Here is a 21900-nt window from a genome sequence, read left to right as displayed (position 1 = left end):
ATTCCCCTTGAAATTTCAAGACTTCGCTTCTAACTGCTACTATGACATAGTACACGCGAACAGGTCGCGTGCATGCGTGAAATTCATATCGCGCACATATCTATGTAAGGTAGAAAGAGTCAAGAGCGATGAAAATACTTCACAACCTTGACACCCGTTCTCTTATCCGTCGTGCACTCGCAACGGTTGCGGTCGGCGCGACACTTTTTTCTTTAGCTGCGTGTGGTTCACATAAACAGTCCACTCAAGCTGAGTCAAAGAAAACTGATACGACAACGCAAACTACGCATGTCCAAGATCCACTTAATGTCGTTGCTTCTGTCAATCAATGGGGATCCCTTGCTGCACAAATCGGTGGCACGCATGTCAAAGTCACTTCCATCATTTCGGGAACTAACGTTGAGGCGCATGATTTCGAGGCAAATACTGCAGACATTTCCACACTGTCCTCAGCGCAAGTCGCTGTAGTCAATGGCGCAAATTATGACGCATGGGCAACAAAGGCATTGCGCTCAGTAAAAAATACTACCGTCGTTAACGCAGCAAGCATCATGGGAGCTAGTGAAGCGGATAACCCTCATTTATGGTTTTCTAAGGATGCGCGCAAAGCTGTGGCTGAGTCTTTGAAGAAGACTTATTCTGAGCTTCTTCCCGCATCAAAAGACTACTTTGAGAAGCAGTTTGCCGCATGGCAGAAGAGTGAGGATGAACTTAACACAAAGATTACAGACTTCAAAACTAAGCATAAGGGTAAAACCTATGCGGCGACAGAATCGGTAGCCTACTACCTCTACTCTGATCTAGGTCTCAAAGACGTTACTCCCGAAGGCTATGCAAATGCGCGTCTCAATGAGTCTGAACCTACTGCAACTGATATTCAATCTTTCCAAACCGCAATTGAAGAGCATAAGATGTCTTTCATTGTCAATAACACTCAGGAAGCATCCGACGCGACGAATATGATTACGGGAATTGCCGGGAAGTCTGATGTGCCTGTCGTGGATGTCAGTGAGCAACTTCCAGAAAAGTACACCACTCTCACGCAATGGATTACTGCTTTGACAGATGATGCTGCACAAGCAATTTCTACTGCCGAAAGCGCACAATAAGTAGTATGCCTATCAAGGTGCTGAGTTAGTGAGTTGCTCGGCACCTTTTGCATATGACTGTATCTAAAATCTTAAGCATTTACGGCTTTGTAATTCTTCTCAAGAAAGTTACGCAGAAACTCTACTATGGTTGACACACAAAATCCCATCATTGAATTCAAAGATGCAGCGGTCAAACGCTCTCATCGGGTAATTTGGTCTCACGGTAATTTTTCCATACCACGTGGTTCTGTGACTGCTATCGTTGGCACGAATGGCACAGGAAAGACTACGATGCTTGCTGTAGAACTAGGCATTTTACCTCTTTCTCAGGGAACTGTACGTATCCTCGACAAGCCTGCAGGAAAGGCAAATGCACGCATTGGATATGTCCCTCAGAACTACACATCTGCGGGTGAAAGTAATATCACTGTCTTTGACTTTGTCATGCTTGGTATCAGTGCAAATCGATGGGGATTTATTCCGACGACCCGCCGCGAGCGCGATGCGGTGCGCCATACCCTTGAATTTGTTCAACTTACAGAGCAGGCACAATTGCGATTAAACGAATTATCTGGCGGGCAGCGTCAGCGCGCAGCAATTGCACAAGCACTAGTAAACAATCCTGAACTACTAATTTTGGATGAGCCTCTCGCAAATCTTGACGTTGCAAGTCAAAATTCTGTCATCGAGCTACTAGCGAGGCTTAACAAAGAGTTTGGCATGACTATTCAGATGGTAGCGCATGATTTGAATGTGCTTCTCCCCGTACTGACGGGTGCTGTGTACCTTCTCGACGGGCATCCTCATTATGCAGATATGGATAATGTCCTCGACTCTGATTTGCTCACTCACCTCTACGGTACGAAAGTTGAGGTCATTACTACACCTCAAGGTGACATGTTCGTGACTCATAATTCTCTCATCGAGCCTACTACACGTATCGAGCATGATACTCATAGTGTGGATGAAGCGGCTCATTGGCATACTCCATCGAGCGTATCATCGATTCATTCATCGAGTAGTGTGAGCTTGACAGACACAAATAGAGTACAGAATGAAGAGAGCGAGGGACATCATGACTTTTAAACTGTTAACTTTTAATTCTCAATGGATGACGACTCTCCATACTGATTTTGTTCAACGCGCTTTCACTGCGGGTATCCTTATCTCTATCGCTGCGGGTATTGTTGGCTATTTCGTCATCACACGAAAATCTACTTTCGCTGCACACGCTCTTGCACATATTGGTCTACCAGGAGCCACAGGAGCCGCACTCCTTGGTATTCCAGTTCTGTGGGGTATGGGTCTTTTCTCCGTCATAGGTGCACTTATCATCGGAGCTCTGGGCAAGAAGGCATCTGAGCGTGAGGTCGCTACAGGAACGGTGCTCGCATTTTCTACAGGTTTAGGCTTGTATTTTGCCAATATGTCCGCAGGCGCTTCTAAACAAATGCAGTCTATTCTCTTCGGCTCAGTTCTCACGATAACGTCCGACCAGCTTGTCATTTTCACCACTGTAGACATTGTGCTGTGCGTCGTGCTTTTAGCTATTTTCCGACCTTTACTTTTCAGTTCACTTGATGAAGAAGTCGCAAGAGCCAAGGGGCTCCCCGTTACAGCTTTAGGCGTAGTCTTTATGGTCATGATGGCAAGCGTCATCACCGTCGCCGTACCGACAGTAGGGACGCTCCTTATCTTTGCACTTGTCATTACCCCCGCTGATACTGCTGCAATGGTAACGCGTTCGCCTCTTCGCGCAATTGTAATGACGATGATTATCTGTCTCGTGTCTATTTGGGGCGGGCTTATCATAAGTACGATGTTCCCTATGCCGCCAAGTTTTGTTATTGTGACGATAAGTACAGTTATTTGGCTTATTGCAAAGAGTATTAAAGCTCTCAAGAAGTAGCATCAAGCTCTCCTAGTGCTGACCCGAGGAGGGCTTAACGATGCGGCTGTAAATGTAGGTTAATGCCGTACAACCGCACACAATGATGGCACACAATAATGGCGTTCCCTTCGCTTATTTAGCTTTGGAAACGCCACACATATATTACGAAAGAGCACTACAAATATTACCCAAATGCAAAGTAGTTAGCTTTTATTTCTTCTTTTTAGCTGCAGCTTCCTCTTCTTCGACACGTTGCAATGTACGGTCAGCCGGCTCTTCTGGAGCCATAGCATGATGTTTTTCATCTCCTGGCTGTGGATCTTCATAACCCAAATTCACATCAAGGAGACGCTGAGCTTCCTCTTCATCAAGTTTCTCACTAAGAGCAATTTCTGAGGTTAAGATGGTTCGAGCTCGTGAAAGCATACGCTTCTCACCTGCAGACAATCCATGATCGTTATCATCGCGCTGCGCCAAATCACGAACTACCTCAGCTACTTTATTGACATCGCCGGAAGCAATCTTTTCCTGGTTCAACTTATAGCGACGTGACCAGTTCGTTTTCTCCTCTACGATTGGAGTACGAAGAATCTCAAACACCTTAGCTACTGCTACAGCATCCACGATATCGCGAACACCAAGCTTTTCAACTGTATCTGCCGGAACATTGATGACAAGACCGTCAGAAGAAAGAACGGAAAGTTTAAGGTACGTTTTCGTAACTCCACGCAATTCACGCTCGGAAATCTCGTCTATACGAGCCGCACCGTGGCGTGGATAAACAACAGTGTCCCCAACCTTATAATCCATATAAAATAAGCCCTCCAAAGGAAAATGCAATGTATCAAGTTTGCCATATGGCGAGGACACGTCATTATGCCATGTATTGCGCTATGATAAATAGCGAATACGGCAATCAAGAAGAAAGCTGAATTATGAATACGTCTACATCGCGACCTGTCCAGCACACAATTCTCGTTGTAGAAGATGAACCTACGCTTGCCACTGCAGTTGCTCAACGTCTTGCATCTGAGGGGTGGGTAGCTCGCGTTGTAGGCGATGGGGCCAGCGCAGTTCAGGCGGCTGCTCAGATTAAGCCAGACCTTATCATTATGGACATTATGCTTCCGGTCATGGATGGGCTCGAGGCGACTAAGCGCATTGTTTCTACTCGTCCAGTCCCTATCCTCATGCTTACTGCTCGTGACGATGAAGCCGATAAGGTCATCGGCTTAGGCGCCGGCGCAGACGACTACATGACTAAGCCTTTCTCCATGCGTGAACTTATCGCACGGTGTAAAGCTCTTCTTCGTCGAGTGGAACGTGCAAAAGTTATCGCTAAGAACTCTGAGAATGAGAAAGTTCTCCAGTTTGCAGACCTCGTTATTGATCCTGCTCAGCGCATAGTGACCTTAAAAGGTGAAGTCATTCACCTTACTCCTACAGAATTTGACTTACTTTCTACCCTTGCTCGCAAGCCAAAGAGCGTCCTTACTCGCGAGAAACTTCTCGAAGAGGTGTGGGATTGGGTCGATGCATCCGGCACGCGTACAGTAGATTCCCATGTTAAAGCCCTGCGTCACAAGCTCGGAGCAGACATGATTCGCACTGTACACGGTGTGGGCTATGCATTTGAGCCACCGGTTCAAGAGTAGATTCATCTCTAGAATTTTCTAGTGTCACGTTTCTCTTATCTTAACGGTTGTTGTATCTAATCTTCCCTAGGATAAAGCACGTGACACTTTCGTATGTCTATTATTCACAACACGCATTTTAATAATCATGACACGTATATCACACTCTTCTCATTCATATAATCACTCTTCAAAATCCTCTTTATCTTCCACATCATCTTCTACCCACACCAATGCTGACAACCCTTCTTCTTATACCCGCTCTACGGGTACTACAGAAGCATATCCACAGCGTATAAAGTCCCGGAGAATGGCACATTCTCCAAGCTCTCATATAAAACGATCTATCAACTGGAGTCGTCCTCTCGGTCTCATATCGTCATTAAAGATCGAGCTGAGTGTCCTTATACTTTTAGCGACATTTTTTGCCTTCGTTGTTGCTTGGGCATTACTTAAAATCGGGTTCTCCGGCTGGATAGCTTTACCTGCGACACTGCTCGTTGCGCTAGGGATTACATACTTTTTTGCTCAAGGGCTTACTGCTCCCCTTCGAGAAATTCGCGATGCAGCAGAAGCACTTACACAAGGCGACTATACTAAGCGCGTCTCGATGGCGCTCGACAGCAATGATGAAATCGGGCAACTCTCTCGATCGTTCAACGTCATGGCAGATGAGCTTGAACATGCTGACCAGATGCGGCGTGATTTGATTGCAAACGTCAGTCATGAGCTTCGTACGCCGGTCTCCGCTCTGCAAGCATTAGTGGAAAACATGGCTGACGGTATCGTTGAGCCCACTCCTGCCAACCTTGAGGGCATTCTCAACCAGACACAGCGACTCAGCGATTTAATTGCATTCTTACTAGATTTGAGCCGTATGGAAGCCGGTGCTGCAAGCTTAGAAATTAGTAAGTTCAATGTACGCGAATTTCTTGACGATGTCATTGCCCCGTTGGAAATTGCTGATGCAAGCCACAATCACAGTATCACACTCGCTGTCCCCTCTGATATATGGATGGAAGGTGACGAAGATCGCTTACGGCAACTCTTTACTAATATCATCGCTAATGCTTTAAAGCACTCTGCTGATAACACGTCTGTCATTGTCGAAGCTAGGGAGAATGAGATTGACGGAACAGTCGTAACAAATGTCGTAAACTTTGGCTCTCAAATTGCCCCCGAAGATCGCTCCGACATCTTCCGTCGCTATGTCAAAGGTAAACATGACCATCCAGGCACTCAGTCGGGTGGTACAGGTTTAGGTCTGTCTATATCACGCTGGGCCGCAGGTTTGCATGGTGGCACAGTGCAAGTGGTTGATGACTCACGTGGCGTAAACTTTGAGGTTGTTCTCCCCCAATGACACATCAGCTAAGAATCGAACATATGTTCTATATATAGCCTTAGATAACTTATTTCCCAAGGTGTGTCGTTATACGTATTTTCGTCTTACTCATCTGACATACTAATCGAACAGATGTTCGAAAGGTGGTTGAGATGAGTATATCGGCGATTTCCGAAACAGTGCGCATAGGATTCCCATCTGTAGCACAAGATTACTTTTCTGGCGATTTTTCCTTCGACACACATATCATTACGCATCCAGATACATCCTTTATTGTCAAAGTTGCAGGATTTTCTATGCAAGGTGCAGGAATTTTTGACGGAGATCTCCTTATTGTTGATCGTTCTCTTGTCGCGCAAGAAGGTGATATCGTTATAGCAACTCTCGATGGTGAGCTCACAGTGCGACGTCTTACCATGGACAATCAGTGTCACCCTATCCTTCAGACAGAGAATCCACAGCATCCAGATATCCAGCTTTACTTTGATGAATCAATAACGCTGTGGGGCGTAGTCATAGGAAACTATCATCCTCAAAGGCCGTTACCAGCGAGGTAGTACAAGCGATTATTATTCCGTGATGAACAAGACCTCACACTGCTATAGCACCGACACACAACGACAATTCATTCTCGCTGATGCAGATAGTTTCTTTGCATCGTGTGAGAGAGTGTTCCATCCGTCGCTAGCAAATAAACCTATTGTTGTCCTCTCAAATAACGACGGGTGCGTCGTTGCACGCAATCTAGAAGCAAAAAATCTGGGAATTCCACGAGGAATTCCCTGGTTCAAGATACGTGAACAAGCAGCTCACGATGGCGTAATTGCTCGTAGCTCAAACTACGAGCTCTATGCAAGCTTATCGACCCGCATGATGCATATCATGAATTCCTTCCTCCCTCATCAACATGTCTACTCTATAGATGAATGTTTCTTCGAGGCTCACGAGTGCGAGGAAGAACTTGTTCGCATAAGTGGACGTATGCAAAATGCCGTATGGAAAGGACTCGGACTGCCTATTTCCATTAGTATCGCCCCCACGCTCACTCTCACAAAAATTATCAATCACTGGGCTAAGCGCACCTTTGGCACTCGCACAATTACAACATGGAACCAAGCAGTCGACTTCGATAAAAATTTTCTTGAACATATCGACGTTGCTCACGTATGGGGCGTAGGGAGGCATCTTGCACCTAAACTCATCGCTATGGGGATTACGACTGCTGCCGATTTACGAGATACGAATGAAGTTCTTATCCGTAAACAATTCAACGTAAATATGCAACAGACAGTACTTGAGCTACGAGGCATTCCTTGCATTGCTACAAGCACCTCTCAGGACGCTCTTGATGGAAAACGGACAACACAAATCATGTGTTCGCGTATGTTTTCACATCCTATCCGCGATAGCGCCACTCTGCGTCAAAGTATCAGCGTATACACTCAAAAAGCTGCACTTCGACTAAGACACCAGGGAAGTTTAGCTACAGGTATCTCCGTCTTCTGCTCCACTAGCCGATATAATTCTTCGGATACACCATCTCATATCAGAGGAACTTACACACTTGAGGAGCCTACTAATGACCCTCTTATACTGACACGCCACGCATGCGAATGTATTGAAAATCGTATCATTATTGGCGCACCGTACACACGTGCCGGCGTTATCCTGCACGGTCTCATCGACGAAGATAGCTATACTCCACTCGACATCTTTAATGTTCAGCACGATAAAGGTATAGGCGACATACTCGAAGCTGCTCATAAACGTTTCGGTGCGTACCACATAGGTATAGGATATGGAGGAATACGTGGGCTTGCACGAAAAAGTGGAGACACAGGGGCACATTGGAGTATGAAGCGCTCGTATCTTTCCTCTCGCTCGACGACCTGTTGGAACGAAATGGCGATAGTAAGAGCATGATGTATTACAATTACTGTTCCTCTTCAAGACTGCTATCTGCTATTACGACAGCACAAAGAACATCAGCACCGTGTCTTTTAAGCTTTCTGGCACACGCCCGAAGAGTAGACCCCGTCGTTGCAATATCATCAACGAGAATGACGCAATGATGATTCATCCGATGCGGCGCACATAATCGCAGGCTATGCAAAAGACGTGTACTTCGTTGTCTTCTATCGGACTGTGTCACAGACTTTTTTGTATGTTTTTCTATGGTTAATGCCCTGCACACATGCGATTTGAGTGCAGTCTTTGATTGACGTGAGTATATCTCTAATCCCTCACAAACGGCGCAAGCTATAGGAAGAATATGCACTCGACCACGCTGTTGGATAGACTTTTCAGACGAGGGAACGGGTATGACACATATCTCAAGAGAATCGCGCATGACCCTTGCTGATTGTTGCACACAATTGTCTAGCATAGATAACCCTTCATATACTACGAGTCGTTGCACAGCATTACTGAGAAAGTCATCAAGTTCTTCGTCATCGTGATCTTTCCACGACAAAATAGCCTGACGCACTTCATTACTATAGTGTGCGCACGAATATACTGGAATACTATGCGCGACGATACGTCTTCTATATCGCTCAAATTTATGCTGACATGCTTCACATACGATGCAGTCTCGCTCTAAGCACCCCGCACAGTGCCTCGGCCAAAGCACTAAACTGACCGCTTGCAAAAATGACATCCACACATTCATAACGTCTAAACTACGTCGAAATGGACTTGTTCATAAAGCTACGAAAACAACTGTGTACGAATGTGGATATCCGCACTACCACGGAAATTTAATTTCATCTATAAACGAGCTTATACCCGCCACCACGTACTGTAATGATTCTACGAGGCATAATGGGATTCTCCTCGATACGCGAGCGAAGACGTGTAATTGCCGTACTGAGTAAACGAGTATCTTGAAAGTCCGTATATCCCCATACATCCTGAATAAGTTTCTCACGCGTAACTGACTCTCCTCGAGCATGCATTAACGCAAGTAACAGAGAAAACTCTACATCCGATAAATTCACCTGCTGACCATGAAGCCACAGCACACGATCTATAACATCGATACTCATGTCATGCATAAAGACATTCATAAAATTACGCATGACTTCATTGGTGTCTGCTGGACCATTAACCTGAATCGCACGAGCACCTGCAAGTGCAGCTGGATAATCATTGCCAGCTTTATCCATGCGATCACCGACGAAGACGATATCTGACACACGGCACCCATGCAATTGAGCTAATTTACGAACGGCAAACGCTTTGTCGAGCCCTTTTTGTGCTACATCAATACTCGTCGCACCAGCAATACGAACATTAAGATCAGGCAACATTTGTCGTACGAGCTGCGCAAGATGTTCACGTTTTGCACCATCTGGATCCCAGGCTTCTTTTAAATCGACATGTGCAAGCTGCCCCAATGCCGAAAAAGTAATCTGACTACCGCGGTCCTCAATTTGCGCACCGTCTGTCTTGTCATACCATAGACCAAGTTGGCGAGCAGCACGTTCCAAAGCTTCGTAAGTACGGCGTCGCTGACTTTCAGTCAACTCGACTGAATAAACCTTGATAAATTTGTGACCGTCCCAATTATAGTAGGAAGTCCCTGTAGCCGGAAGTAGCGAAAGATGCGGAAGGTATGCGTGCTGAAACGCAGCATCAAGCACTTGTGATTCAATGAGCTCAAAACGCCCACCTGTAACAATTGCAAGGGGGAGCACGTGTGTAAGTGAGACAAAAAGTCTCGCAGTCTCGTCACTCATCGGCATCTTCGAGCGTGCAAGTGTATTGTCAAGATCAAAGGCAAGAAGACGAGCATCAGCCGAGACAGCAGAAAAATCTACATCTGCTGCCTGCACAATATGTGGCGTATGTGACACTGCTGAACCTCCAAACGTTACTATTGTAACGTATTGAGCTTAAAATATAGACTTATCTAAAGCTATTACGAAAAGCGCTACACACACCACTGCTATTCTAGAGACTATGAGTGAACTTCCTTGGGAAAGACCTACGTATCGGAACCGCCACGGTCGTGGTATTCGTCGCCCAGTCTTTGGGAATCAACTACCTTTCTACCGCACTGATTCAGGTTATTTCGATGAACAAGTAGCTGCTCAAGTAGCTCGTATAAAGAGTGCATGGCCTGAGCTCTTTACAAATGTTGAATGTGCGGTGGAAGACGTTCCTCCTTCTTCCCCGCTTGCTTGGGAAAACTTCAGCGTAAAGTTATCTCAAAGTTTCGAAGCAAGCCACGGTATATCAGCTCGGATAGCTCTCTATCGCAAACCCCTCGAGTTCCGTGCGCATAACCGCATCGAATTGCAACTCATCATACGAAAAGAAATCATACGACAACTAGCGCATTTATCAGGACTCAATCCTGAATACATCGACCCCTCATGGGACGAGTAGACAAAGCGTAGAAGGCTAATTAAGCACTGTCTTTGCATGAGTTACAGCAAATTGTATAGTATTAAGCTCCATAGATGGACAGGTAAGAGTTGCTCGGGCAGCAATATGCGCATCCGCAAGGGACTTTACTGAAATATTCTGTCCAACAACGAGTGAGGACTTATCCTCTTTTGACTGCGAAATCGTTGCAAAAACAACACCGTCACCAAAATCATCCACATTAAATGACGCCACAGAATGCGCAGAAATCGTAATTTCTTTCTCTCCTTTAGACTTACCGTCGCTACCGTATGCGACTATCTTTGCCTTACGCGTAGCTGGTGATGTGTTTGTGATATCAATCGTAGATTGCGTATCATCCGGAAGAGTCACTGCGTATGCATTATACGCTTGAGAAGCTCCTGAAATTGCAAAGTCTGTCTGACCATCCTGTCCGTCCACCTGTGTGAAAGCTGAAGCCTGGACAGCGGAAGTACTGTCAAGGAGTATGGACTTTGTCCCCTCTGATATATCATCAAGAGTCACTGTATAGACACGATGTGCCGTCAGATGGACTGTGCGCGAAGAGCCCTTCCCTTTATCTGTGATGTAAGTTAATCGAACTTGGGTATCTGTTGAGGCAAAAAGATTAAGCTGCGCAGATGATACTCCACTTACCCCTGGTACCACTTGATTTGTAGCGGCTGCATTCAGTGGCATGATGTCCTCGGATCCCAATGGTGTTAAGCCGTTCATATGGATAGCCTGAATAATAGTTGCCACAGGCGCACCACTAGCAATTACTTGGACATAAGTACTTTCAGCAGAGTTAAGTGCAGCGGATAAATCAACTGTCATCGTTGAATGTGCATCAACAGTAGCTTTAGCATTAGTCGCAAGATTCAGCTCCTCACCAGATTTTGTGCCCCATGCGTGAAGAGTAATCGATGTCGGCTTATCTGAAGAATTAGCCACGACGAGACGCTGAGACCACCCAGTATTCGTAGCAGGAATCAAAAAAGCCTGACGTGTACGGTAAGTCGTGCACTGCGCAGCAGACACGCCGCGTACATCACCAGTCGTTGCCCATGACACAACACTGCCTGTACCTCCAGTTAGTCGGTCAGCTTTCAATGTACGTGTTGTAAGAGTCCTAGCTGTAGAAGCATCACTGGTATCTGTCACGAGAGACTGTGCATTCATTGTCGCCCCATCTAAGATGAGCGACTTCGTATTTGTCTGATTTACGTCATCGAACTCAGCTTGATACAATGCACCAATTCCTGCTACTCGCGATGCCGACTTCAAATCCCCGGCCGTAGCCTGATAATCAGAATCGCCGAATTTTGCATCATCTGCAAGTGTCATCCCTGCTGGACAGAACAATGATGACGTCTGTTGAGCGACATTCTGCATCGTCGTAGTTGACTTACTAGATGGGGAGGGAATTATACCCTTCATCCAGCCATCCGTTGCGCCAGAGCTCATATAAAGCCCTGCCCCCAAGAGCGCAAGTGCGCTAAGAGTCGCACCTGTAACGCGTAGAACTGATAGTGCACGAGTCGTCGGCATATTATTCCTCTCCCCTTGTCACGATGCTTGGTAGCCCCAGAGCCAAGTAAATCAATATCATGATGCTCAGTATCGTTATCCACGAGTATCGCCACATACTTCGTTGCGCACGATGTAGTGCCTGGGTAGCGACGCCTTGGTCACTCATGGATTTAATGGAAATACGCACATATGCGCCCTGCTTGTTATTCACTACTGCCTCTGCATTGTCGCTCGCAGCAGCATTCGCAAGGTAACTACTAAAAGCACTCTCATGCCCGTCATACATGATGTATATACCGCCAATACCTGCATCACTCAAAGTATTAACTGCATCATCACTATTTGATTGAGCTAGCTGAGCTAAAGCATGCGCTACAACTTTTTCACTACGCGGCTGAGAAGTACCTTTTACTTGTTGTGCATCTACAGCTGCAGAACTGTCGATGATATCTCCGTGAGCAGAGTGAAGGGTAGAGTATGTAAGCGCTTCGCTATCGGTGAGCTTGACGACAGCTATACGACGATTTGATGCTGCTGACAAATAATCCTGTACAACCATAGGTAATGCTTCACGACTTGTCGTCAGCGATGAATGAGCCTCATATGCCATATAACCCCATGTGACGGTAAGCGCAAAAGCACACACAATAACGAAGGCACGGCTAACGCCGAAAGCGACTCGGCGTATAGCATCTTCACCTGATTTGGTTGGTTCACTGCTATCTGCCAGAGCGTGCACTTTTTTGTCCTTCTCTAGAACAGGAACAAAATGAGCAGTGGCAGGTCCACAAACCATACTCCCGGCTACAAGCAGACCAAGGACAACAATCATCATTGCAGGGAGAATCATACCGTAGACTGTACCGCTTACGCCACGTGCCACAGGAATATAAGGCGCTACAGTTGCTAGGCCCAGAGCCGCTACGAGACTTATCCATAAAATCCGTGCCGGACGAATGAGAGACGGCAAAGCCAGCGTTGCTACAGCGCATCCAAGAAATGCCAACATAGCAATGCTACTTAACGTCATCATCGTAGCTCCTAATGCGCCACCGCCATTCGCTATGATTATGCCCGTCAGACGAGTAAAGACAGAAACGTGTGATGCTGATGAAGCACCCTCACGCACAGAAATGTCGTTAAAAAGCTGAGAGATAATGCTTGGTTTCATCACGATGGACGTAAAAGTTGGAAGCAAAATCACGAGACTTGGAATCGCCATAGAGACAATCATTAATGCATGTTGACGGTAGATAAACATCATGATGATACCTACGATAACCATTGCGACGATAATTTGAGGCTCACTCGCTACTGCACAGGCGAAACATAGCGCAGCCCACGCAGAGATTTGTATGGAAGGTTCTGCTTGTACAGGCTCTTCTGTCTGATACACACCGATAGCTTTTGCAGCAAATGCTACACCTGCGGGGAAGAAAATCATGACGGTGATAAGTGCAATATTTCCCTGACTAAAAATTCCCGAACCATACCCAAATGCTACCCAAGCGCATGCGAGAGCACATCGAGAAATATTCGAACGAGTAAAAATGCCTGTCAACGCCCATACACTCATAAACGCAGCAGGAGCACCAAGGAAGAAAATAAGTGCACTCGTAGCCCACGCATGTCCAAAAGTAAACAAGCTTATGAACGCATAGACAAGGAGAAATGGAGAGGGAGGAAGTGCTACACCATCAAGTTGACTGAAACTAAAATACGTGGTGGCACTAGAGAAAAGCTGACGTGTCGTCGAGGCAGTAGAAATAAGTGAAGACGATACCAGATGCTCTCCACTGAGAACCCCTCGAACTATGTCAAAATTAAAAGTAACATGCACGATAAAAACAAGAGCTGCACACACTGCCAACCACATGTAGCGAATGCGAGACTGCTCACGAAGGTGCTTCTTAACAAGCGGACTAACAGATTCGTAATCATCTTGCGAAAGAAGGTTTGCCGTACGATCTGCATATACGCGCAACTGGTCGCTCGTGGCTACAAGCCCTGAAAGCTGAGATAACGAAACTGTCTGTACATTTCTCAATAAAGAACGCTGAGCGGATAAAGAATGCACATGCACTAGGTCATACCATGGAAGCAGCAATTCGCACAAAGCCTCGTATGGCATTTTCTTTCCGAAATTTGTAGCAGCGCGGATTACGGCCATAATCAGGTTCACAGGCCACATATAAATCCACCGCGGGCGGGCTACATCAGAGTATTTGTACGCATCACGCGCAATCAATGTACTTAGCGCACTATTGCGAAGTGTTCTTGCATCGTCAGCATCATAATGATGCACATGCCCGTTCCTCGTACGCACTCCACTAAAACGAGCTCGACGGTGCGCGATATGCGCTTCTGGCACAACGATGATACGACCTCCCGCGCGTACTACTCGCCTACCGAAGTCACGTGACTGCCCAAAGGTACCTGCAGAATAGCTAAAACCGCCTAAACGCATCCAATCAGCAATGCGTACAAAGGCTCCCGCTAAGCTGACTGCATACATATCTTGACGCGCATTGTACTGATCTTGATCGATTTCGCCATCCACCACGAGAGAAGTCACATTATGGCGCGGATGCGCATAATACCCGACGTTAGAGAGAGTGGCGCTATCCCACGAGAGTTGCTTAGCGCCAATCACACTGACCTGGGAATTATTACGGCGGACCTCGTTAAGCCTTTCCACATAATCCGCCTGCTCAGGTCGTGAATCATCATGTAAAAGCCATAAATATTCTAGAGCGTTACTCAGTATTCCTCTGTCTGTCGCATCATTGACAGCACGTGTTATGGCTTCACCAAACGATGCAGCATTTACAGTAAGAACATGCGTCGTCGTAGGAAACTGCTCCACAATCGATTCGAGTCTGTTAATCTCAGATGTCGATATGTGCTCCGAGTCACCAGTATTCCTCACGATAAGAACTGTGCTTGGCAAGACAGTTTGCTCCATCAGCGATGTCACAGTATCGCTCAGATAGCGTGTATCCTCTTCGACGGTTACTACTGCCGCCAAAGTTGTATCTATCGTAGGAGTTTCGTAAGAATCTTGGGAAGTATAACGTCGTATGTTTCCCGCTACACGAGAAAGCGCGTCGGCTAGAGATACTACCTCTGAGCTATCAATAGCGACAAGAGCTTCGGATATATGGTGCAGTCTATTCACCCCACCTACATTAGTAGAGCATAATGATATATTTTACATGTCTTTAGTAAAGAATGTGAATATCGCTATGACATCGCAGTAGATATTTCACCTTACCCCTAGACTATGAGTAAGTAAAAAGGGAAAGGCGTATCCGTGGGACATCGACCATCAAAACATTCGAATACCTCAGTTCAGCGTGTGTCAGTGTCGCACGCTCCCGCGCACTCACACGGGTATAAAGCCCCCATAGCTATGCGCACCGTTGCTATCGCGCTCACAGCTATCATTGTCTTCATCGCTGCTGCTGCTGGCGCGATAGCTGTGCAACTCAATTCCATCATTGACGACTCAAGCGTATCTGTCATCGCGCAAAAGAACGTGAAAAAAGAAATTATCGATCCGAATGCCGGTAAAGCTCTTGATATCCTCGTGCTCGGTACCGATAGTCGAGACGGAAATGAAAACTCCGCAATAGGTGGCGCCAGCGAAGTAGGAAATCACCAAGCAGACACAACTATGGTGGTGCACATCTCTGCAAACCGTAAGTTTATCAACATCGTTTCCATTCCCCGCGACTCCATGGTTTCCGTGCCGAGCTGTGAAACGTCGAAGGGTACCATTCCTGCACAAAGCCACGTAATGTTTAACTCCATATTTGCTAATGCGTACAACGTCGGCGGAGACTTAGCATCAGCATCAACGTGCACCATGAGTGCTGTCAATGCACTCACAGGGTTGAGTATTTCTCAGTTCATAACAGTTGATTTTGCTGGTCTAAAAAATATGATTGATGCTCTCAGCGGCGTAGACGTCTGTATCGCCGAAGATTTCCACGATGACAATACAAATTTAACTCTAACAGCCGGCCTCAATCATCTCAATGGAACTGATGCTACACAATATGCGCGAGTACGTCACGGACTCGGAGATGGCTCTGACGTCATGCGCACTGTCCGTCAGCAGTACCTCGTCAAAATGCTTATGCGTGAGGCACTCAACAAAAGCATTTTTACCCAACCACAAGATCTTTATCGTTTAGCGACCACCGCTTTGCAGTCTCTCAACATTTCTGAGGGCATGGCAAAATCAGGCACGCTCGTAGGACTTGCCTCGAGCTTGAAAAATTTCAAAACTTCAAATATTTACAGTCAGACAGTTCCCATCAAGACGGACCCGACCAACCCTAATCGCGTCGTGTGGGCGAGTAGCGCATCCGACGTTTGGAAACGTATGACAAGTGATAAGCCACTTACTGATGAAGCAACAGATACTGACGACAATCTAAACGATAGCAGCACTGCAGATTCTGGCAATTCTAGTAATTCCACTTCTGACAACTCTACAGGTTCGGCGTCAAGCAATAGCGACAACAGTAGCTCTACAAGTAGCTCCTCCAATAATTCTTCGAGCAGCTCATCAACGCAATCGAACAATTCTGCTTCTTCATCAAACGGCACAAACACTGCTTCAGGCACTGTTGACCCTCATACAGGTCTCATCGTGCAGGCGGACGGAACTTTAATCGATCCACAAACTGGAGGGTACGTTACGAAGGATGATGCGATTATCCATGATCAGCAAACTGGCTGGTATGTCGGTCTGGCACAACGTTATCTGAACTACACCTTCTGCAAAATTGAGAGCTAAGGACTACTTGTTATGGCGCGCATTCCACAAAATAATCCTTCGCAAGACTCTTCATCAACGACGCCTCCCCCAAGCTTCACGCCTCAGCGTACAGCTCGTAAGGCAGGAGCACAGCCGCATGAAGATGCCAGCAGATCTTACGACACCAGGAAAGCTCAGCAAGCTGAGAGGGATACTCCTCCAAGCTTTGCTCCGCGTTCTTCTCGCTCCACTCACGGAAGCACATCGTCACACGTTTCGGGGGGTTCTACACCTTCACAACCCCAGATTGAGCGCATAAATCCGCGCACACAATTTCAGACTTTTGCACCTTCCACGCGAGGACATGCTGGGGATGCACCGTCTGCACCATCTGTGCCATCTGGACCAGCAAATGCTCCTCATACTAAAAAACGCATAGGGACAATTTTTGCACGATTCGTCATTGTTCTGCTCGTCATTATCCTCGTATTTGGTGGGTGGCTATGGTTCTGGGTGGATGGTCAGCTCAATAAAACTTTTGATTTGACGCCATCGTCTGATAATTCCTCTACGAATTCATGGCTTATTTTGGGGTCTGACGCTCGTGATGGCGTAGTACAAAGCGACGATAGAGACTCCATTACAGGCTTTAGAACGGACTCTATCCTCGTGCTCACACAACCAAAATCCGGACCAGCATCATTAATTTCCATTCCTCGCGATTCCTATGTCGAGTATCAAGGCAACGGTAGCAAAATCAACGCCGTCGCCGAACTTTATGGGTACCAAGCTCTGGTATCCGTCGTCGAAGGAATCAGCGGCGCAAAAATTGATCACGTCGTACAAATCGGTTTTGACGGTGTAGCAACTATCGTTGATGCGTTGGGCACAGTCAACCTCTGCTATGACAATACGGTCAATGATGCATATTCACAACTTAATTGGACGGCAGGATGTCATGATGCTGACGGCACGACGGCACTTTCCTTCGCACGCATGCGATACTCAGACCCTGAAGGTGATATCGGACGCGCCAAGCGTCAGCGCCAAGTCATTAGCGCCATCATCAAGAAAGCTGCTAGCCCTTCTACACTTTCCAATCCAGTCAAGGCTATGAATGTAGCATCTGCGGCATTCAAAGCGCTTAAAGTAGACAAAAAATCAAATACTGCAAGCATGATATCTATGGCTCTTGCATTTCGTAATGCATCTGGCGCCAATGGTGTCTCTGGCAGTGTCTACTATGACAGCCTTGATTATCGTCCAGGAGGCGTGGGATCTGCCATTCATTTAGATACCCAAAAGAATAACGACTTATTTACAAAACTTCGAGCAGGCGAGATTTCTGCTGGTACTCAAGTTGGTGGATATACCGGCGCTTAAGGCACGGTTATCCACATCCGTACACAGTAGCTCCATCTCATATAAACGACCATGACCTTTCTTCCATAATAAGAAGCATGGTCGTTTCTTCTACGCAAGCCACTCAAGCTCACGGCATACGCACGTCATCTCGACGTCCCCTATGGCAACGTATCATGCGTATACTCAGTGTGGTACTTCCCCTCGTGAGTTATACAGTCATGGGTATATGGATGAGCGTAAATAAACAATGGCTTTATCTGATTTTTCTCATTCCGGCAGTACTTACTCAGTTGACTTCTGCACTCAGCCAGCTTTCTCCCATAACTGCAGATAATTACACTGCTCGCTCAGAATCTTCTACTCAATCTCAAGAAGACAGCAATTCTATCTCTCCTCTTCAGTTTTTCTCCCACAACGATCCGCAGCAACGTCCTATCCCTTCATGGCAGCTCATCGTGCACGACTGGCTCACGGCTAGAGATGCTCTCAAGCATGAAACTCACATGTACCCAGCCCACTTAGGACGAGCAGAAGATGAGTCCAAGAAAATCTCAGATTTTACTCTCGATATCATTGAACAAGGTCCCCATGCTCTCGTGGCAGGTACGACAGGGTCCGGCAAGTCCGTCCTCCTAGAAACATGGGCAATAGATTACGCACGACATTATGACCCATCTATTCTCAACTTTGTCTTTCTCGACTTCAAGGGAGGATCTACTTTCCAACGACTTGCCAGCCTTCCACACTGCGCAGGCTCGGTATCAAATCTCAATCTCCTACATGCAAAACGTGCAATTCGTGGTCTCATAGCCGAAATGCGACGACGCGAAGAGCTTCTCGCTTTCCATCATGTTAGCTCTATCGACGAGCTACATGAACCTTGTGCGCAACTCATTATCATGGCAGATGAGTTCTTTATACTCACACGGGAGATTCCTCAGTATGAGCAGTACTTTTCTACCTTGATTTCTCTTGGTCGCTCGCTCGGAATGCATTTCATCGTGTGCACGCAAAACCCGCTTAATCAAGTCAATTCTCATATTAAGGCAAATATGCCTCTGCATATTTGTATGAGAGTGACAGATCCCATGCAGTCACTCGATTTACTTTCCTCGCCAGTAGCTTCACGTATAGACGCCCATATGCGTGGTGCAGGGTTTATTAATGCTCCGGAAGGACCATCCACATTTATCGTGGATACCTATGCTGATGAACGTCAGCTTATGCGTAATATTGGCAAGGCTTCACGTTTCATAGAATCTCCACAGGCTCACCACATTTTTACGCCTCCACTACCCGACAAACTCACACGTCCTTACCGTGACGTCTCAAATGCTTCAAGTTCTCCTCTCTCACATGTAATTATTGGTATCATGGATACCGGAATCGTCACGCAAGACTACGACATCAATCTCGAGGCTCATAAAGTCATAGTCCTGACCGGCATGAGTGATAGCGATGCACATCTTGCATTATGCTCATTTGCTCAATCGCTCACAGTAGCGGGATGGACTATGTCCATTACCGATGAATCTTTTACTTCTGAGACAGAGCATAGCGTTCTTATCCACGAAAGCTGCGATGCTCGTGATATTGAAACGTTCGTCACTTCACGAAATACGACTCTCATATGTTTTATCCCGTCACTATCTCGCATATCTTCTCAGCTGAATACGACTGCCCGAAATGCACTAGCACATGCGCTCGTTTTACAGGGGAATGCATCATCGTTAGCTATGCCAGAATTTGGGAGAAATTTGAGCTCCGAAACGAAAGAAATTATGACTGATTATCCAACACCTCATCCGATGCGTGCAGTCAGTTTTGGTCAATCCTGCATATTTTTCCAATTTTTCGACCCTATTTTCGACGAAACTCTTGAAAAATCACTCCACTTATGGTTTTCTTAACAAGGAAAGTTGTAATGAGGAGGATTCATGAGCAGTTCCTATGATTGGCGTGCAAAGGCGGCTTGCCGAGATAAGGATCCTGAGCTCTTCTTCCCTGTAGGAAATACAGGTGCTGCCTATCAGCAGATTGAAGAAGCTAAGACCGTATGTCGTTCCTGCGAAGTCGTTGACTCTTGTCTTCGTACCGCACTCGATACGAATCAGGATTATGGCGTGTGGGGCGGAATGAGTGAAGATGAACGCCGTGCGCTCAAACGTCGTGCAATGCGCGCTCGCCGTACTGCTGCACTGGGAATGCACTAAATAGTATATGACAAACATGTAGGAATGGGGATTGATTATGTAGTCAATCCCCATTCCTACATGTTACAGCCTTAAGTTTTTCTAATTCTCTGCTGCACGCAGTGTGATATGAACGTCAATGCGCGTCCCTGATTCGCGACCAGGGCTCCATTTGATTGAACCATTAAAATCATTTTTCACAAACGTATTAACAATTTGCGTTCCCAGTCCCGAACCCGAAGATTTTGCCGACATGGTCTCGGCATCTGCCTCCGACTCGATACCTTGCCCATCGTCCTCAATAACAATGTCAAGGTCGTTTCCAGCGCGCCCCACAGAAATACGAATATTCCCCGTCTGGCGATTTTCAAAACCGTGCTCGACACAGTTTGTAACAAGCTCAGTTAGGACCAATGATAGCGGAGTCGCGTCTTGGGCTGGCATCATACCAAATTTACCGAGATATGAAATATCTATATGCTGATCTTTCGCTGATGCCAAATCAACACTCATACGCAGTAAGTTTGCGATGACAGAGTCAAAATCAACAATCTCGTCAACATTTTGGCTCAACCCCTCATGAACCACAGCAATTGTTTCGATTCGTCTTTGTGCTTCTTCAAGCTCCTTACGTACTTCTTGCGACTTCGTACGACGTGCTTGGAGACGTAAAAGTGATGAAACCGCCTGAAGATTATTCTTGACGCGATGGTGGACCTCAGAAATTGTGGCATCTTTTGTCTCCAACTGGCGTTCACGCCAACGAAGTTCAGTAATGTCACGACACAGTATCAACGCACCAGTAGCTTCGCCCTCAGACTTCAGTGGAAGAGAGCGCATAGAGATAACCGCCTGATTTGCTTCAAGAACTGCTGCAGCAGCACCTTTACCTGTGAGAACAAGAGGCAGAGCTTCAGGCAGTCCGATATGCTCTGCCAGATGGCTAGTGACAATTTCACTGAAATAACTTCCTACCATATCCCCTGCTACACCGATACGTTTGAATGAGCTGATAGCATTTGGCGCGGCATACGTGACAAAACCATCAGCATCAATGACGACAAACCCGTCCGAAACACGCGGATCATGACGACGATATTTACCTCGAACGAGGGAAAGGCGCTTCTCATACGGGAACTCACCTTCAGCAATCATGTAGAAAAGTTGCTTTCCTACGCCGATACTTGCCATCTCATAGTGACCGTTCTCACCGCGTGTATCCATGTTCGTCTCGCGTATAACAACTGCGAGGACGCGCCCTTGACGTACCACAGGTGTCGCCACATCACACACAGAAACTCCTGCGACTTCACGGTAATGATCCATACGGGACAGCGAATCAGATTTCCACGTATTTTCAACTAATCCAAGAAGTTCATCCTCTATCGGACCGCCTACAAGATCCTGCGTCAGACGAGAAATCACAGTAGATGGACGGCATTGTGCCGCAACGATAAATCGCTCCGGATCGTCAGCATCATCCATTGATGGTGGCAGTAAGAGTACTAAATCGGAAAAAGTCAAATCAGCAATAATCTGCCAGTCGGCGATAAGCGAATGGAGATGTCTCATATCCTCAGCATCATAGCCAGGAGTTTGAGAGATATAGTCCAAAAAGTCAGTCATAAGTTTAAGTTTAGCGCACAGAAAATACGGCTATAATAGCATTCATTATGGCTGAAGAAAATT

At 46.5% G+C, this 21900-nt stretch carries 18 protein-coding genes; 12 read left to right on the top strand and 6 right to left on the bottom strand.

Annotated elements, in window-relative coordinates; translation table 11 throughout:
• Positions 1 to 128: 128 nt before the first annotated feature.
• The 3 genes from ACFQY8_RS03810 to ACFQY8_RS03800 all read left to right on the top strand — a co-directional run bounded on the left by ACFQY8_RS03810 (position 129) and on the right by ACFQY8_RS03800 (position 3000).
• Complete coding sequence (locus ACFQY8_RS03810) at positions 129 to 1109, top strand: metal ABC transporter solute-binding protein, Zn/Mn family (RefSeq protein WP_377938579.1); 981 nt, start codon at positions 129 to 131, stop codon at positions 1107 to 1109.
• Positions 1110 to 1235: 126 nt separating this feature from the next.
• Positions 1236 to 2177 carry a metal ABC transporter ATP-binding protein gene (locus tag ACFQY8_RS03805; RefSeq protein WP_377938578.1) on the top strand — a complete coding sequence of 314 codons (942 nt, stop codon included), beginning with the start codon at positions 1236 to 1238 and terminating at the stop codon, positions 2175 to 2177.
• A complete protein-coding gene (locus ACFQY8_RS03800; protein WP_377938577.1) occupies positions 2167 to 3000 on the top strand; it encodes a metal ABC transporter permease in 834 nt (277 codons plus the stop codon). The genes ACFQY8_RS03805 and ACFQY8_RS03800 overlap by 11 nt, the downstream gene beginning before the upstream one ends.
• Positions 3001 to 3192: 192 nt before the next feature.
• Here ACFQY8_RS03800 and ACFQY8_RS03795 read toward each other — a convergent pair whose 3' ends face one another.
• The gene (locus ACFQY8_RS03795) at positions 3193 to 3792 is read right to left on the bottom strand and encodes a CarD family transcriptional regulator (protein WP_377938576.1); all 600 of its coding nucleotides are present in this window, start codon (positions 3790 to 3792) and stop codon (positions 3193 to 3195) included.
• Between the two features lie 125 nt (positions 3793 to 3917).
• On the opposite strand from ACFQY8_RS03795, the gene ACFQY8_RS03790 reads away from it, so the two are divergent.
• From ACFQY8_RS03790 to ACFQY8_RS03775, 4 genes are all read left to right on the top strand, one after another.
• Positions 3918 to 4637: a response regulator transcription factor gene (locus tag ACFQY8_RS03790; protein ID WP_377938575.1), complete on the top strand. Its 720-nt coding sequence runs from the start codon at positions 3918 to 3920 to the stop codon at positions 4635 to 4637.
• Between the two features lie 289 nt (positions 4638 to 4926).
• Positions 4927 to 5979 (top strand): sensor histidine kinase, encoded by a 1053-nt coding sequence (locus ACFQY8_RS03785; protein ID WP_377938574.1) that lies wholly within the window; start codon positions 4927 to 4929, stop codon positions 5977 to 5979.
• A 134-nt stretch (positions 5980 to 6113) separates the two neighbouring features.
• A complete protein-coding gene (locus ACFQY8_RS03780) occupies positions 6114 to 6518 on the top strand; it encodes a LexA family protein (protein ID WP_377938573.1) in 405 nt (134 codons plus the stop codon).
• Between the two features lie 22 nt (positions 6519 to 6540).
• A complete protein-coding gene (locus ACFQY8_RS03775; RefSeq protein WP_377939188.1) occupies positions 6541 to 7884 on the top strand; it encodes a Y-family DNA polymerase in 1344 nt (447 codons plus the stop codon).
• A gap of 10 nt (positions 7885 to 7894) precedes the next feature.
• Here ACFQY8_RS03775 and ACFQY8_RS03770 read toward each other — a convergent pair whose 3' ends face one another.
• Together ACFQY8_RS03770 and ACFQY8_RS03765 are read right to left on the bottom strand one after the other, a co-directional pair.
• The gene (locus ACFQY8_RS03770; RefSeq protein ID WP_377939187.1) at positions 7895 to 8311 is read right to left on the bottom strand and encodes a ComF family protein; all 417 of its coding nucleotides are present in this window, start codon (positions 8309 to 8311) and stop codon (positions 7895 to 7897) included.
• A 415-nt stretch (positions 8312 to 8726) separates the two neighbouring features.
• Positions 8727 to 9818, bottom strand: coding sequence for an HAD-IIB family hydrolase (locus tag ACFQY8_RS03765; RefSeq protein ID WP_377938572.1), 1092 nt, complete (start codon positions 9816 to 9818; stop codon positions 8727 to 8729).
• A 106-nt stretch (positions 9819 to 9924) separates the two neighbouring features.
• Here ACFQY8_RS03765 and ACFQY8_RS03760 point away from each other — a divergent pair, with 106 nt between their 5' ends.
• Positions 9925 to 10353 carry a metallopeptidase family protein gene (locus ACFQY8_RS03760; RefSeq protein WP_377938571.1) on the top strand — a complete coding sequence of 143 codons (429 nt, stop codon included), beginning with the start codon at positions 9925 to 9927 and terminating at the stop codon, positions 10351 to 10353.
• Between the two features lie 15 nt (positions 10354 to 10368).
• Here ACFQY8_RS03760 and ACFQY8_RS03755 read toward each other — a convergent pair whose 3' ends face one another.
• On the bottom strand, positions 10369 to 11904 hold the full coding sequence (locus tag ACFQY8_RS03755; protein WP_377938570.1) for a DUF5719 family protein: 1536 nt from the start codon (positions 11902 to 11904) through the stop codon (positions 10369 to 10371).
• A 1-nt stretch (position 11905) separates the two neighbouring features.
• On the bottom strand, positions 11906 to 15064 hold the full coding sequence (locus ACFQY8_RS03750) for a glycosyltransferase family 2 protein (protein WP_377938569.1): 3159 nt from the start codon (positions 15062 to 15064) through the stop codon (positions 11906 to 11908).
• A gap of 135 nt (positions 15065 to 15199) precedes the next feature.
• Between ACFQY8_RS03750 and ACFQY8_RS03745 the strand changes: the two genes are divergently transcribed.
• The 4 genes from ACFQY8_RS03745 to ACFQY8_RS03730 all read left to right on the top strand — a co-directional run bounded on the left by ACFQY8_RS03745 (position 15200) and on the right by ACFQY8_RS03730 (position 20232).
• The gene (locus ACFQY8_RS03745; protein ID WP_377938568.1) at positions 15200 to 16693 is read left to right on the top strand and encodes an LCP family protein; all 1494 of its coding nucleotides are present in this window, start codon (positions 15200 to 15202) and stop codon (positions 16691 to 16693) included.
• Positions 16694 to 16705: 12 nt separating this feature from the next.
• Positions 16706 to 18037 carry an LCP family protein gene (locus ACFQY8_RS03740; protein ID WP_377938567.1) on the top strand — a complete coding sequence of 444 codons (1332 nt, stop codon included), beginning with the start codon at positions 16706 to 16708 and terminating at the stop codon, positions 18035 to 18037.
• Between the two features lie 77 nt (positions 18038 to 18114).
• Positions 18115 to 19929 carry an FtsK/SpoIIIE domain-containing protein gene (locus tag ACFQY8_RS03735; protein ID WP_377938566.1) on the top strand — a complete coding sequence of 605 codons (1815 nt, stop codon included), beginning with the start codon at positions 18115 to 18117 and terminating at the stop codon, positions 19927 to 19929.
• 27 nt (positions 19930 to 19956) lie between these two features.
• Complete coding sequence (locus ACFQY8_RS03730; protein WP_377938565.1) at positions 19957 to 20232, top strand: WhiB family transcriptional regulator; 276 nt, start codon at positions 19957 to 19959, stop codon at positions 20230 to 20232.
• Between the two features lie 81 nt (positions 20233 to 20313).
• On the opposite strand, the gene ACFQY8_RS03725 is transcribed toward ACFQY8_RS03730, so the two are convergent.
• Entirely contained in the window at positions 20314 to 21837 is a 1524-nt protein-coding gene (locus tag ACFQY8_RS03725; protein ID WP_377938564.1) for a sensor histidine kinase, read from the bottom strand.
• Positions 21838 to 21900: the final 63 nt, after the last annotated feature.

The organism is Alloscardovia venturai (genome assembly GCF_042676605.1).
GTDB classification, from domain to species: Bacteria; Actinomycetota; Actinomycetes; order Actinomycetales; family Bifidobacteriaceae; genus Alloscardovia; species Alloscardovia venturai.
Note: the sequence above shows the minus strand (reverse complement) of the source record. Positions and strands in the feature narration are given on the sequence as shown.